This window comes from Streptomyces lucensis JCM 4490 (assembly GCF_014650035.1).
GTDB lineage: Bacteria > Actinomycetota > Actinomycetes > Streptomycetales > Streptomycetaceae > Streptomyces > Streptomyces lucensis.
Genome location: NZ_BMUE01000002.1, coordinates 619,851 through 634,023, shown reverse-complemented (window position 1 = coordinate 634,023; position 14,173 = coordinate 619,851). Strand labels below are relative to the sequence as shown.

The window sequence follows — 14,173 nt, the reverse complement described above, 5'->3', positions numbered from 1 at the left end:
TCCGGCGGCCTCCCCCGCTCAGCGCGTCAGCTCCCACAGCAGCAGTTCCGCCGGCGTGACCCCCTCCGCCTCCAGGCCCTTCGCCCCGGTGATCCTCGCGGAGTCGCCGGGCCGCAGTTCCTCACCGGCCAGCCGTACGTCCCCGCGCACCACGTGCGCGTACACGAAGGGGGCGTCCGGCACGGCGGCGCGCTCCCCCGGTGCCAGGCGGCGCACGTGCAGCAGGGCGCCGGCGCCGGTGACGGCGTACGGCGTGGTGCCGGCGGCGCCGGTGACCAGCTCGTAGGACGGGGTGCCGCCCTGGGTGAGCGGGGCCAGCCAGGTCTGCACGAAGGTCAGCGGGGTGTCGCCGTCGTTGCGCTCCGTGTGCCGGACGCCCGCCGCCGCGCTGAGGTGCTGCACGTCGCCGGCCCGGACCGTCGTCGCGCGGCCCGTGGAGTCGCGGTGGGTCAGCTCACCCTCGACCACCCAGGTCACGATCTCCGTGTGGCTGTGCGGGTGTTCGTCGAAGCCGGCGCCGGGGGCGAGCCGCTCCTCGTTGCAGGCGATCACCGCGCCGAAGCGCAGGTTGTCCGGGTCGTAGTGCGGGCCGAAGGAGAAGGCGTGGCGGGAGTCGATCCCGGCCTGCGGGTCCCCGCCGCGGTAGCGCTCACCGGCGCGCCGTACGTCGATCACGGGCACCACGGTAGCCGCCGGGCCGGCCGGGGCACTGCGCCGGTGCGGGTCCGCCGTGCCCGGTCGCGCGGCTCCCCGCGCCCCTGGGACCACGATCGCCGCACGCCCCGCACACCGAGCGAGACCCGGCGACCCAAGCCCCCGCACCCCCGACGGACCGGCCAGGACACTGCGCCGCCGCGGGGTACCGCACGCCCGGTCACGGGACTCCCCGCCCGCAGGGCCGCGCTCGCCGCGCACCTCGGCCGCACACCGCGCGAAACCGCCGTGCACGCCCCCGCACCCCCGAGACCGACCGGCCAGGATTCCGCGCCGCCGCGGGGTACCGCACCGCCGGTCACGGGACTCCCCCGCCCGCAGGGCCGCGCTCGCCGCACGCCCCGCACGCCCCGGCCGTCCACCGAGTGAGACCCGGCGGCGCACTGCCCCGTCCCGATAAGGCAGTCTTGTCCCGTGCCCGAACCCGAGACCCACACCAGCGATCCCGCAGCACACGACGCCCACGCGCACTCCGCGACCCTGAAGCGGCTGGAGAAGTTCTCCGGGAGCCTCGCCGCGCAGGCCATCGCGCGCATGGACGAGACCCTGCCGTGGTACCGGGCCATGCCCCCGGAGAACCGTTCCTGGATCGGGCTCGTGGCCCAGGCGGGCATCGCGGCGTTCACCGAGTGGTTCCGGCACCCGGACGCCCCCCAGGCGATCTCCACGGACGTCTTCGGGACCGCGCCGCGCGAGCTGACGCGGGCCATCACGCTGCGGCAGACCGTGGAGATGGTGCGGACCACCATCGAGGTCATGGAGAGCGCCATCGACGAGGTGGCCGCGCCCGGCGACGAGAGCGTGCTGCGCGAGGCGCTGCTCGTGTACGCCCGCGAGATCGCCTTCGCCACCGCCCAGGTGTACGCCCAGGCCGCCGAGGCACGCGGTGCCTGGGACGCGCGGCTGGAGTCGCTGGTGGTGAACGCCGTGCTCAGCGGGGAGGCGGACGAGGGCGCCGTCAGCCGGGCCGCCGCCCTCGGCTGGAACTCTCCCGAACACGTGTGCGTGGTGCTCGGGACGGCGCCGGACGGGGACAGCGAGCTGACCGTGGAGGCGATCCGGCGGGCGGCCCGGCACGCGAAGCTCCAGGTGCTCACCGGGGTCCTCGGGGCCCGGCTCGTCGTCATCGCGGGGGGCAGCGCCAATCCGCTGGCCGTCGCCAAGTCGCTGATCGGGCCGTTCGCGGCGGGACCGGTCGTCGCCGGGCCCGTGGTGTCCGACCTGCTGGCGGCCACGCGGTCCGCGCAGGCCGCGGCCGCGGGGCTGAAGGCCTGTTCCGCCTGGCAGGACGCACCGCGCCCGGTGCTGGCGGACGATCTGCTCCCGGAGCGCGCCATCGCGGGAGATCCCGGCGCCCGCGAGCAGTTGGTGGAGGAGATCTACAGACCGCTGGAGGAAGCGGGCTCGGCGCTGCTGGAAACACTGAGTGTCTACCTGGAGCAGGCGAGCAGCCTGGAAGGCGCGGCCCGCATGCTCTTCGTTCACCCGAACACCGTGCGCTACCGGCTCCGACGTGTGACTGATGTCACTGGATGGTCGCCGTCGGATGTACGATCCGCGTTCACACTGCGGATCGCGCTCATCCTGGGGCGTCTGGCCGACGGTGAAGCCCAGGCATAAGGTTTTGTCGGAGGCTTACAAAAGCCCCCTGTGTTCTTCGTCCCTGTCCTCACGGGCGGCTCCGGCCGTCCCCAAGAGAGAGTGTGAGAGTGCTCGTACTCGTCGCTCCCGGCCAGGGCGCCCAGACGCCCGGCTTCCTGACTCCCTGGCTCGACCTGCCCGGCGCCGCGGACCGCGTCGCCTCCTGGTCCGAGGCCATCGGACTGGACCTCGTCCACTACGGCACCCAGGCCGACGCCGACGCCATCCGTGACACCGCGGTGGCGCAGCCGCTGCTGGTCGCCGCCGGACTCCTGTCCGCCGCGGCACTCGGTGACATCTCCGAGATCGCGCCCGGGGCCGTCGCCGGCCACAGCGTCGGCGAGATCACCGCCGCCGCCTTCGCCGGGGTCCTGGACGAGACCGCCGCGCTGGGCCTGGTGCGCAAGCGGGGTCTGGCCATGGCGGACGCCGCGGCGATCACCGAGACCGGCATGTCGGCACTGCTCGGGGGCGACCCCGCAACATCCGTCGCGCACCTGGAGAAGCTGGGCCTGACCCCGGCGAACATCAACGGCGCGGGCCAGATCGTCGCCGCCGGCACGCTGGAGCAGCTGGCCGCGCTGAACGAGGACATGCCGGAGGGCGTGCGCAAGGTCGTCGCGCTGAAGGTGGCCGGCGCCTTCCACACCCACCACATGGCTCCCGCCGTCGAGACCCTGGCCAAGGCCGCCGCCGAGCTCGTGCCCGCCGACCCGAAGGTCGCCTACGTCTCCAACAAGGACGGCCGTACCGTCGCGACCGGCACCGAGGTGCTGGAGCGGCTGGTCGGCCAGGTCGCCAACCCCGTGCGCTGGGACCTGTGCATGGAGACGTTCAAGGAGCTGGGCGTCACCGCGCTCGTCGAGGTGTGCCCGGGCGGCACCCTGACCGGCCTGGCCAAGCGGGCGCTGCCCGGCGTGCGGACGCCGGCCCTGAAGACCCCCGACGATCTCGACGCGGCCCGTGCGCTCATCTCCGAGCACGCAGGTGCCTAAGGAGCCGTACATGGCGAAGATCAAGCCCAGCAAGGGTGCCCCGTACGCGCGCATCCTCGGTGTCGGCGGCTACCGGCCGACCCGCGTGGTGCCCAACGAGGTGATCCTCGAGAAGATCGACTCGTCCGACGAGTGGATCCGCTCGCGCTCCGGCATCGAGACCCGGCACTGGGCCGGTCCCGAGGAGACGGTGGCCGCGATGGCCATCGAGGCCTCGGGCAAGGCGATCGCGGACGCCGGCATCGACGCCGAGCAGGTCGGCGCGGTGGTGGTCTCCACCGTCTCGCACTTCGCCCAGACGCCGGCCGTCGCCACCGAGATCGCGGACAAGCTGGGCACGAAGAAGGCCGCCGCGTTCGACATCTCGGCCGGTTGCGCGGGCTTCGGCTACGGCCTGACGCTCGCCAAGGGCATCGTGGTGGAAGGTTCCGCCGAGTACGTGCTCGTCATCGGCGTGGAGCGGCTCAGCGACCTGACCGACCGGGAGGACCGGGCGACGGCCTTCCTGTTCGGTGACGGCGCCGGCGCGGTCGTCGTCGGTCCCGCGCAGGAGCCGGCGATCGGCCCGACCGTCTGGGGCTCCGAGGGCGACAAGTCCGAGACGATCAAGCAGACCGTCTCCTGGGACCGCTTCCGGATCGGCGACGTCGCCGATCTCCCCCTCGACAGCGCGGGCAACGTCAAGTTCCCCGCGATCACGCAGGAGGGCCAGGCGGTGTTCCGCTGGGCCGTGTTCGAGATGGCGAAGGTCGCCCAGCAGGCGCTGGACGCGGCCGGGATCACCGCGGACGACCTGGACGTCTTCATCCCGCACCAGGCCAACGTGCGGATCATCGACTCGATGGTGAAGACCCTGAAACTGCCGGAGCACGTCACGGTCGCCCGTGACATCCGCACCACCGGCAACACCTCGGCCGCCTCGATCCCGCTCGCGATGGAGCGGCTCCTGGCGACCGGGGAGGCGAAGAGCGGCGACACCGCGCTCGTCATCGGATTCGGGGCGGGTCTCGCCTACGCCGCCACGGTCGTTACCCTCCCCTAGGCACTCCGTGCCGGATCATGAGGTCCGGACAGCGGAGTACCACCCGCCGCTCACACGGCGGGCGCCGTAAAACCGTCTGGTTATATCGAAGAAGGAGCGCCTGACATGGCCGCCACTCAGGAAGAGATCGTCGCCGGTCTCGCCGAGATCGTGAACGAGATCGCCGGGATCCCCACCGAGGACGTCCAGCTGGACAAGTCCTTCACCGACGACCTGGACGTCGACTCGCTGTCCATGGTCGAGGTCGTCGTCGCCGCCGAGGAGCGCTTCGACGTGAAGATCCCGGACGAGGACGTCAAGAACCTCAAGACCGTCGGCGACGCGACCGACTACATCCTCAAGCACCAGGCCTGATCCAGCCCTCAAGGCCCAGGCTGCTGGGTCTTTCGTCCGGATCAGGCCGCCAAGACCGGCATGATCCGGACGTCAGACCCTGAGCCCCGCCACCCGGCGGTGGCGCCGTTGAATCCCGCATCCGTTGGAGAAAGAATTCCCGTGAGCCCGACCAATCGCACCGTGGTCGTCACCGGTATCGGCGCAACCACACCGCTGGGTGGCGACGCAGCCTCAACCTGGGAAGGCCTGATCGCCGGCCGGTCCGGCGTCAAGCCCCTGGAGCAGGAGTGGGCGGCCGAGCAGGCCGTCCGTATCGCGGCCCCGGTGGCCGTGGAACCGACCGAGGTCATCCCCCGCCCGCAGGCCCGCAGGCTGGACCGCTCGGCGCAGTTCGCGCTGATCGCGGCTCAGGAGGCCTGGAAGGACGCGGGCTTCACCGGCAAGGCCGGTGACGACGGCAGCGTCGACCCCGACCGGCTGGGCGCGGTCATCGCCTCCGGCATCGGCGGTGTCACCACGCTGCTCGACCAGTACGACGTGCTCAAGGAGAAGGGCGTCCGCCGTGTCTCCCCGCACACCGTTCCCATGCTGATGCCGAACAGCCCCTCGGCCAACGTGGGCCTGCTCGTGGGCGCCCGGGCGGGCGTGCACACGCCGGTCTCCGCCTGCGCGTCGGGCGCCGAGGCCATCGGCTACGGCATCGAGATGATCCGCACCGGCCGGGCCGACGTCGTCGTCGCCGGCGGCACCGAGGCGGCCATCCACCCGCTGCCCATCGCGGCCTTCGGCAACATGATGGCGATGTCCAAGAACAACGAGGACCCGCAGGGCGCGTCGCGTCCCTACGACGTCGCCCGGGACGGCTTCGTCCTCGGTGAGGGCTCCGGCGTGATCGTCCTGGAGTCCGCCGAGCACGCCGCCAAGCGCGGGGCCCGCGTCTACGCGGAGGCCGTCGGACAGGGCATCTCCGCCGACAGCCACGACATCGTGCAGCCGGAGCCCGAGGGCCGCGGCATCTCGCACGCGCTGCAGAACCTGCTGGACAGCACCGGCCTCGACCCGGCCGAGATCGTCCACGTCAACGCGCACGCCACCTCGACGCCGGCCGGTGACATCGCCGAGCTCAAGGCGCTGCGGAAGGTGCTGGGCGACGACGCCGACCACATCGCGGTGTCCGCGACCAAGTCGATGACCGGGCACCTGCTCGGCGGCGCGGGCGGCGTGGAGTCGGTGGCGACGGTGCTCGCGCTGTACCACCGCGTGGCCCCGCCGACCATCAACGTCGAGAACATCGACCCCGAGGCCGAGGCCAACGCGGACGTCGTGCGCGACGAGGCCCGCAAGCTGCCGGTCGAGGGACGGATCGCCGCGCTGAACGACTCGTTCGGCTTCGGCGGACACAACGTGGTCCTGGCGTTCCGCACCGTCTGAGTCCCGTGACGCCGCACGGCCCGGTCCCCACCTGGTGGGGGCCGGGCCGTTCGCCGTAGGGGGCCGGTTCAGACGACCTGGTGCAGCCAGCGCACCGGTGCGCCCTCTCCCGCGTAGCGGAAGGGCTCCAGTTCGTCGTCCCACGGCTTGCCGAGCAGCCTGGAGAGTTCGGCCTCGAGGTCCGTCTCGCCCTTCCGGCTGCGGAGCAGGGCCGCGCGCAGCCGGTCCTCGGGGATGAGGATGTCGCCGTGGATGCCGGTGACGGCGTGGAAGATGCCGAGGTCGGGGGTGCAGCTGTAGCGCTCGCCCTCGGCGGTCGGGCAGGGCTCCGCGGTGACCTCGAAACGGAGCAGCTGCCAGCCGCGCAGCGCCGAGGCGAGTTTGGAGGCCGTGCCCGCCTCGCCCTGCCAGGAGAACTCCGAGCGCCAGGTGCCGGGGGCCGCGGGCTGCCGGATCCAGTCGAGGCCGACGCGCGTGCCGAGCACCCCGGCGACGGCCCACTCGACGTGCGGGCACAGCGCGCGCGGCGCGGAGTGCACGTACAGAACTCCACGTGTCGTCACCGGAACCTCCGGGCTGAGCGGGACATCTTGCGGTCTGACTGGGCGGCAGTGGCACGACGGCCGCGTTGATGGCGAGGCTACCCTGCGGCGGGGCAAGGAGTGTGACGTACCGTCGGTCCCGGTGCCAGGAAACCCTCGTCATTCACCCAGGGGGACGCTTGTGCGGGGGTCCCCCGTTCCCGTGCGCCCGGCCGGGAACCCCCACACGTTGTCATGGGGGGAGGCACCGGTCAGGAGCCGCCGTCACGACGAGGGGATCACCAGGGGATGCGGAAGCGAACCAGCCGTACGCGCGTGGCGCTCGCCGGCGTGGCGGCCGCCGTGCTGGGCCTCGCCGGATGCGACGCCGGCGGCGGGGGCTCACCGGCGCCGCAGGGGACCGGGTCGCGGGCCGCGAAGCCCGCCCCCGTGTGGGACCGCACCCCGGACTCGATCGCCGCGGTCGGCGACTCCATCACGCGCGGCTTCGACGCGTGCGCGGTGCTGTCGGACTGCCCGGAGGTGTCGTGGGCGACGGGCAGCGACGCCGGGGTGGACAGCCTGGCGGTGCGGCTGCTCGGTGCCGCCGGGGCGGCACGGCACAGCTGGAACCACGCGGTGACCGGCGCCCGGGTGGCCGACCTGCCGGACCAGATGGCGCGGGCGGCCGCCCACGATCCGGAACTGGTGACGGTGATGGTGGGGGCGAACGACGCCTGCCGGGCGTCGACGGCGGCGATGACCCCGGTGGACGACTTCCGCGCGGACTTCGAGAAGGCGCTGGGCACGCTGCGTGCCGCGCGGCCGAAGGCGCAGGTGTACGTGTCGAGCGTGCCGAACCTCAAGCGGCTGTGGTCCGAGGGCCGGACCAACGCGCTGGGCAAGCAGGTCTGGAGGCTCGGCATCTGCCCGTCGATGCTGGCCGACCCGGACGACCTGACCAGCGCGGCCGCCCTGCGCCGGGACCGGGTGCAGCAGCGGGTGATGGCGTACAACAGGGTGCTGGCGGAGGTCTGCGCCAAGGACCGCCGCTGCCGCTTCGACGGCAACGCGGTCTACGACTACGACTTCGGCACCGGCCAGCTCAGCCGCTGGGACTGGTTCCACCCCAGCAAGGACGGCCAGGCCCGGCTCGCGTCGATCGCCTACCGCACGATCACCGCGGTGAAGGCGGCCGCCACGGACGACGGCGGCCGGGACAGGCCCTAGGGTTTTCCCCATGAGCGAACTTTTCGGCACACTTTCCGACGGCTCCGTGGTGCACCGCTGGACGCTGGAGCGCGCCGGGACCCGGGTGGAGGTGCTGACGTACGGGGGGATCGTGCGGTCGGTGGAGGTTCCGGACCGGGCGGGGCGTACGGCCAACGTGGTGCTGGGGTTCGCCGGCCTGGACGGCTATCTCGCGCACCCCGGGCCGTACTTCGGCGCGCTGATCGGCCGCTACGCCAACCGGATCGGCGGCGCCCGCTTCCCGCTGGACGGCCTGGTGTACGCCCTGGAGCCGAACGACGGGCCCAACTCGCTGCACGGCGGCGACGGCGGCTTCGACAAGCGGGTGTGGGACTCTCGGCCCCTCCCGCACGGTGTCCGGCTGAGCCGGGTGAGCGAGCACGGCGAGGAGGGTTTCCCCGGCCGGCTGGAGATGTCGGCGGCGTACACGCTGGACGCCTCCGGCGCGCTGCACATCGCCTACGAGGCGGTGACGGACGCGCCGACGGTGATCAACGTCACCAACCACAGCTACTTCAACCTGGCCGGGCACGACGCGGGCAGCGCCGGCGGGCACGAACTGCGGCTGGCCGCCTCCCGGTTCACCCCGGTCGACGCGAACCTGATCCCGGCCGGCGCGCCGCAGGACGTGTCCGGCTCCCGCTTCGACTTCCGCCGGGCCCGCAAGGTCGGCTCGGGCTACGACCACAACTTCGTGCTGGACAAGGGGGTCACCGAGGCCGCGCAGGAGGTCGCCGAGCTGCACGACCCCGCCTCCGGGCGGACCCTGACCGTGGCGACGACCGAGCCGGGCCTCCAGCTCTACACGGCCGACCACCTGTCGGCCCCCTTCGCGCCCGGCGACGGCATCGCCCTGGAGACCCAGCACTTCCCCGACTCGCCCAACCGCCCGGACTTCCCCAGCACCGTGCTGCGCCCCGGCGAGGTCTTCCGCTCCGAGACGGTATACGCCTTCTCGGTGCGCTAGGTGTGCTGTCCCGGGACGTTGGTGACACGCGGGCTCGGCACCGGGCAACGGTGTCCTGTCGGTGCCGGCGGCGCCGGGTGCCCTCAGGGGACCGGCCGGTGGGCGGGCGGAGCCTCGGCTTCGGAGTCCTCGCCGGCGTTCTCCTCGCCCAGCAGGTCGCGGGCGAGGAGTGTGGCGCCCGCGACCGCGCCCGGCATCAGGAAAACCGCGACGAACGGGACCAGGAAGGCCAGGCCCAGGGGTGTGCCGAAGCCCCAGACCAGGGTCCTGCGGGAACGCAGCAGGGTGAGCCGGGCGCGCAGTCCGACGCCCCGTCGCTGCAGGGCGACCGCGGCGAGTTCCTCCGTGAGGAAGAAACCGGTGACGAAGAACCCGATCACGGGTACGGCCGTCTGGCCGACGAACGGCAGGAAGCCGAGGGCGAAGAGCAGCACGCCCCACAGCAGGGCCCGCACCAGGATGCGCAGGCTGTCGCGGGCCGAGATCCACAGCTCACGCCAGAGCGGGAGGCCGGACTGCGGGGCCGTGCCGTCGGGCGAGACGTCGGCGTCGACCTCCTCCGAGAGGCTCTCGTAGAAGGGCTGGCCGACGAGCAGGGTGACGGCGGTGAAGGTGAGCACGGCCAGCAGCAGCCCGAGGGCGAAGAGCACGGCCGTCAGGAAGCCGCGGAACAGCCCTTGCCAGGGGCCGGACCAGTCGTCGGCGAACGGCGTCGCCCAGGCGACCGCGTCCTCGCCCCACACGGCGAGGGCGACCAGCGCCGCCGCATAGAGGACCAGCGTGATCAGGCCGGGCAGGAGGGCGAAGCCGTACCTGCGGCCGTGCCGGGCCACCCATCGCTGGCCCTTCAGCAGATAACCGAACCCCACCCCGAGATCGCGCATGGCGCAGACTTTACCCAAGGCCCCGGCGCGCCGGTGGCGGGCGGGCCCGGCCCAGGGTCTTCCGTTCGGATCAGGCCGGATCAGGGAGCGGGGCCTGGTGCCGCGCCTCGCAAGGCGGAGGAGGGCGGCATGGCGGAGCCATGGCAACCGACGACAACGCGGCGAGGCACGGCACCAGGGCCCGCGAGCCCGGCATGATCCGAACGAAAGGCCCTAGGCGTCGAGCATCCGGCGCAGCAGGTCGCGCAGGGAGCGGCGCTCGTCGTCGGACAGGCCGGCGAGGGGCTCACGGGCGAAGTGCAGGCCTTCGCGCAGGTCCCGGGCGACCTGCCGGCCCTCCTCGGTGGCGGCGGCCACCTTCACCCGGCGGTCGGCCGGGTCGGGCCGGCGCTCCACGAGGCCGCGGGACTCCAGGCGGTCCACGATGCCCGTCACGTTCGACGGCTCGCACTTGAGCCGCTGGGCCAGCTTGCGCATGGGCAGCGGCTCCAGGGAGAGCAGGCTGAGCAGCCGGGCCTGCGGGCCGGTCAGCGTGTGCTCGCCCGCCGCCTTCTCGTAGTCCGCGTAGAAGCGGGCCACGACGTCACCGATCAGCTCGACGACCTCCATCGTGACGGCGTCGGCGCGGCGGGCATTCGATGGGGTGGACATGCTCACCAGGATACCCAGTTACTTGACATCCTGAAATATTCAGATGCAGGGTTGTTTCAGGTACTGAAGTATTCTGCTCCCCAGGAAGGTCGCTCACCATGCCCGAGTCCCCCGAACTCCCCGCCGTCAGCCGCGAGTGGCACCTGCTCAGCCGCCCGGTCGGCTGGCCGAAGCCCGAGGACTTCGCCCTGGTCGAGACGCCGGTCCCGACCCCGGGCGAGGGGCAGGTGCTGGTGCGCAACGCGTACGTCTCCGTCGACCCGTACATGCGCGGCCGCATGAGCGCCGCGAAGTCGTACGCCGCCCCCTACGAGCTGGGCAAGGCCATGCAGGGCGGCGCGGTCGGAGAGGTCGTCGCCTCGAACGCCGAGGGCGTCTCGGTGGGCGACCACGTGCTGCACTTCTCCGGCTGGCGCGAGTACGCGGCCGTGGACGCGCGCAACGCCGTCAAGGTCGACCCCGGGGCCGCGCCGCTGTCGGCGTACCTCGGCGTGCTCGGCATGACCGGCCTGACCGCCTACGCCGGTCTGCTGCGCACCGCCTCCTTCAAGGAGGGCGACAGCGTCTTCGTCTCCGGCGCCGCGGGGGCCGTGGGCAGCCAGGTCGGGCAGATCGCCAGGCTCAAGGGTGCCTCGCGGGTCATCGGCTCGGCCGGCTCGGACGAGAAGGTCAGGCTGCTGGTGGAGGAGTACGGCTTCGACGCGGCCTTCAACTACAAGAACGGGCCGGTGCACGAGCAGCTGCGGGAGGCCGCCCCCGACGGGATCGACGTGTACTTCGACAACGTCGGCGGCGACCACCTGGAGGCCGCCATCGGATCGCTCAACCAGGGCGGCCGGATCGCCGTCTGCGGCATGATCTCCGTCTACAACGACACCGAACCGGCTCCCGGCCCGCGGAACCTCGCCCGGCTGATCCAGACCCGCGGCCGCATCGAGGGCTTCCTGGTCGGCGACCACTACGACCTGCAGCCCCAGTTCGTCCAGGAGGTCGGCCCCTGGGTCGCCTCCGGCGCGCTGAAGTACCGCGAGACGGTGGTCGAGGGCATCGAGAACAACCTGGAGGCGTTCCTCGGGGTCCTGCGCGGCGACAACACCGGCAAGATGATCGTCAAGCTCTGACCCCGTGACGCCGGTCCGGTCCGGTCGTTGCGCAGGACGGCAGCCGCATCCCTGGACGTGGGGTGCGGCTGCCGCCGTCCGGGACGGACCCTCACCCGTCCCGCAGTGCCGCCCGGTGCACGGCCGCCACCAGCCTGTTGTTCTCCGGGGCGGCCCCGCCCGGGAACGCGAGACGGCGGCGGGTGTAGCCGTAGGCCAGGCCGGCGCGGGGGTCGGCGAAGGACTGGACGCCGTTCGCGCCGCTGTGGCCGATCGTGCCGGCGCCCAGGAAGGGGTGCCAGGTGTCGGCGGTCGCCTGGAAGCCGAGGCCGAAGGCCTGGTGGGCCCGGGCCACCAGGTCGTAGCCGGCGGAGTGGATCTGCCCGAACTCCGCGACCGTGTCCTCCTTCAGCAGCGGCGCCTTGCCGTCGACCTCGCTGACCGCCGCCGCGTACATCCCCGCGAGGCCGCGCGCCGAGCCGACCCCGCCCACCGAGGCCGGGCCCTTGGCGCGGATCAGCCGCTGGTTCGGCAGGTCCTCCAGACCGGTGGGCTCCGCGCCGTGCCGGTTGAAGGCGACGGCCTCAAGGGTGTGCGGGCCGGACTCCCGCCCGTCGAGGAGGGCCTGCTGCTGCGGGGTCGGCAGCATCGGCAGGACGCTCCGGTAGCGCGGCTCCCGCGCGGCAGGCAGACCGAGGTGCAGGTCGAGGCCGTAGGGGGCGCGGACGCGCTCCTCGAACAGCTCCTGGACGGTGCGGCCCGCCGCACGCCGGACCACCTCGCCGGTCAGCGCGCCGATGACCAGGGCGTGGTAGCCGAACGCCGTGCCCGGCCGCCAGAAGGGGCGCTGGTCGGCCAGGCGTTCCGCCAGGACCCGGTCGTCGGCCAGCTCCGTGAGGGTGAAACCGCTGTCGGTGCCGATCAGCCCCGCGCGGTGCGCGAGGAGGTCCCGCAGGGTCAGCGCGCCCTTGCCCTCCGCCGCGAACTCGGGCCAGTAGTAGGTGACTCTGCGGTCCAGCTCCAGGGTGCCGTCCTGCACGAGCAGCGCGGCGACCAGATGGGCCGCGCCCTTGGTGGCCGAGTGCACGGCGTACAGCGAGTCACCCGCCACGCCCTCACCCGCCCACAGGTCCACGACGCACCGCCCGCGGACGTACGCACACAACTGACCCTCGTAGTCGTCCCGTTCCTCGGCGACGAAGGCGCCGAACTCCTCGCGCACCGCCTCGTAGCCCTCGGCGACCGCGCCGTGGACGGTGGTCTCCTGCGTCATCCGTTCTCCTCAACTGAGCCGGTGCTCGCTGCTCCCCCTCACAGCACCCGTTCCCGTTCGGGGCGTTCCCGAGATCGGTACGGCGAGATGTACCCGTTCGACTCAACCGCCCGGGGGCCCGGCGGGTGTCACCGATGCCCCGGATGGCGGATGGCAGGGGTGGTACGCAGCGCGCCTGCGGCGCCGCGGCTCAGGTGCACCACCACAGGAAGCGGTCGCAGGTCCTGGTGGGTGAGGGCGTCGGCGTGGGATCGGCGGTCGTCGGCGCCGCCGTCGGGGTGGCGGCGGGGCCGGTCGCGGGCGGAGCGGCGGTGGCGGTGGCACCGGAGCCCGTCGTCGACGACTGCTGCGCCTTGCCGGTGGCCTCGGCGGACGGGGACGCCGGGCCCTTGTCCTTGTCCTTGTCCTTGCCCTTGTCCTTGTCCTTGGGGGACTTCGAGGCGGACGCGGAGGCCGAGGCGCCCGGGGAGGCCGGGGTGCCGGGTACGGTGCCGGAGACGCCGGCGGCCGGGCCGGCCGTGCCGTCCGGAGCCGGGGAGGAGGCGCCGCCGTCCGCCGAGGTGTCCGAGGACGTGGCCGGCGCGTCGCCGGAGAAGGGCAGGAAGGGTGCGTCCGTGCCCAGCTCGGCGAGGCTGAGTCCGCCCGCGGCCAGCACGAAGCCGGCGGCGACCAGCACGGTGCGGCGACGTCGGCGACGGTGCGCGGCGGCCTTGCGGTCACGCCGGCTGGAGTCCGTCTCGGCGGGGCCCACGGTGGTGGCGCCGCGCGCCCTGCGCCGGGCGGCCCGCCCGCCGGCTCCGGCCGCGCCGTCCGGCTCGGGCTCCGGCTCCTCGGTACCGTCCGGTCCGTCCAGTTCGCCTGATTCGTCCGCGTCCCGCGAGTACCGCGCGTACCGGGAGCCTTCCGCGCCTTCCGGGTCCTGGGGGTGCTCCAGCCGCTCCGGCCCCTCAGGCTCGTACTGCCGGGGTATGCCGTATCCCCGCGGGACCGCCCCGGAAGCGACATGCTCGTCGTACCCCCCGGCCGGAACCTGGCCGTACGCCTCACCCGCACCGGCGTACGCCTGCGCGTACGCGGCCGGCACGTGCGCGGGTGCGGTCGCCCGCTGGGCCGGCGTGCCGCACCCCGGGCAGGCCAGGGCGCCGTTGAGGTGCCGTTGGCACGGGTGGCAGAAGTCCATGACGCCGGAAGACTAGAGTCCGCGCCGGTCTCGTTCCTAGGCACGCCTGTGAAGGTTTGGTGCGGGAGCGAAAGAAGTATCGAAAGGCTCGCCGAAACCGATATCTGTCGGACCCATTGACACCCCTGCCGCCGCATCCTTACTGTCACGCCAACATTTCGAACGTGTGACGAAATCTCGAACAGCT

General features: G+C 72.9%; 14 protein-coding genes. 8 read left to right on the top strand and 6 right to left on the bottom strand.

Going from position 1 to position 14,173, the window contains the following annotated elements; translation table 11 throughout:
• Nucleotides 1-18 precede the first annotated feature (18 nt).
• Nucleotides 19-675, bottom strand: coding sequence for a pirin family protein (locus IE177_RS06970; RefSeq protein ID WP_190013856.1), 657 nt, complete (start codon nt 673-675; stop codon nt 19-21).
• Between the two features lie 453 nt (nt 676-1,128).
• Here IE177_RS06970 and fasR point away from each other — a divergent pair, with 453 nt between their 5' ends.
• The 5 genes from fasR to IE177_RS06945 all read left to right on the top strand — a co-directional run bounded on the left by fasR (nt 1,129) and on the right by IE177_RS06945 (nt 6,159).
• Entirely contained in the window at nt 1,129-2,334 is a 1,206-nt protein-coding gene (fasR, locus tag IE177_RS06965; protein ID WP_190013855.1) for a fatty acid biosynthesis transcriptional regulator FasR, read from the top strand.
• An 89-nt stretch (nt 2,335-2,423) separates the two neighbouring features.
• The gene (locus IE177_RS06960; RefSeq protein WP_190013854.1) at nt 2,424-3,350 is read left to right on the top strand and encodes an ACP S-malonyltransferase; all 927 of its coding nucleotides are present in this window, start codon (nt 2,424-2,426) and stop codon (nt 3,348-3,350) included.
• A gap of 10 nt (nt 3,351-3,360) precedes the next feature.
• Entirely contained in the window at nt 3,361-4,392 is a 1,032-nt protein-coding gene (locus tag IE177_RS06955) for a ketoacyl-ACP synthase III (protein WP_190013853.1), read from the top strand.
• A gap of 105 nt (nt 4,393-4,497) precedes the next feature.
• A complete protein-coding gene (locus IE177_RS06950) occupies nt 4,498-4,746 on the top strand; it encodes an acyl carrier protein (protein ID WP_018545314.1) in 249 nt (82 codons plus the stop codon).
• 141 nt (nt 4,747-4,887) lie between these two features.
• A complete protein-coding gene (locus IE177_RS06945; protein WP_190013852.1) occupies nt 4,888-6,159 on the top strand; it encodes a beta-ketoacyl-[acyl-carrier-protein] synthase family protein in 1,272 nt (423 codons plus the stop codon).
• A gap of 68 nt (nt 6,160-6,227) precedes the next feature.
• On the opposite strand, the gene IE177_RS06940 is transcribed toward IE177_RS06945, so the two are convergent.
• Nucleotides 6,228-6,722, bottom strand: coding sequence for a DUF3145 domain-containing protein (locus IE177_RS06940; RefSeq protein ID WP_190013851.1), 495 nt, complete (start codon nt 6,720-6,722; stop codon nt 6,228-6,230).
• Nucleotides 6,723-6,989: 267 nt separating this feature from the next.
• Here IE177_RS06940 and IE177_RS06935 point away from each other — a divergent pair, with 267 nt between their 5' ends.
• Both IE177_RS06935 and IE177_RS06930 read left to right on the top strand, forming a co-directional pair.
• Nucleotides 6,990-7,910, top strand: a complete 921-nt coding sequence (locus tag IE177_RS06935; protein WP_190013850.1) for an SGNH/GDSL hydrolase family protein — start codon at nt 6,990-6,992, stop codon at nt 7,908-7,910.
• A gap of 10 nt (nt 7,911-7,920) precedes the next feature.
• Complete coding sequence (locus IE177_RS06930) at nt 7,921-8,898, top strand: aldose epimerase family protein (protein ID WP_190013849.1); 978 nt, start codon at nt 7,921-7,923, stop codon at nt 8,896-8,898.
• Nucleotides 8,899-8,981: 83 nt separating this feature from the next.
• On the opposite strand, the gene IE177_RS06925 is transcribed toward IE177_RS06930, so the two are convergent.
• Nucleotides 8,982-9,782, bottom strand: coding sequence for an EI24 domain-containing protein (locus IE177_RS06925; RefSeq protein ID WP_190013848.1), 801 nt, complete (start codon nt 9,780-9,782; stop codon nt 8,982-8,984).
• A gap of 213 nt (nt 9,783-9,995) precedes the next feature.
• Entirely contained in the window at nt 9,996-10,433 is a 438-nt protein-coding gene (locus IE177_RS06920) for a MarR family winged helix-turn-helix transcriptional regulator (RefSeq protein WP_190013847.1), read from the bottom strand.
• A gap of 98 nt (nt 10,434-10,531) precedes the next feature.
• On the opposite strand from IE177_RS06920, the gene IE177_RS06915 reads away from it, so the two are divergent.
• Nucleotides 10,532-11,554 carry an NADP-dependent oxidoreductase gene (locus tag IE177_RS06915; RefSeq protein WP_190013846.1) on the top strand — a complete coding sequence of 341 codons (1,023 nt, stop codon included), beginning with the start codon at nt 10,532-10,534 and terminating at the stop codon, nt 11,552-11,554.
• A gap of 91 nt (nt 11,555-11,645) precedes the next feature.
• Here the strand turns inward: IE177_RS06915 and IE177_RS06910 are convergent, their stop codons facing one another.
• Nucleotides 11,646-12,806 (bottom strand): serine hydrolase domain-containing protein, encoded by a 1,161-nt coding sequence (locus tag IE177_RS06910; RefSeq protein ID WP_190013845.1) that lies wholly within the window; start codon nt 12,804-12,806, stop codon nt 11,646-11,648.
• A gap of 190 nt (nt 12,807-12,996) precedes the next feature.
• Nucleotides 12,997-13,986 (bottom strand): SCO2400 family protein, encoded by a 990-nt coding sequence (locus tag IE177_RS06905; RefSeq protein ID WP_190013844.1) that lies wholly within the window; start codon nt 13,984-13,986, stop codon nt 12,997-12,999.
• Nucleotides 13,987-14,173 lie beyond the last annotated feature (187 nt).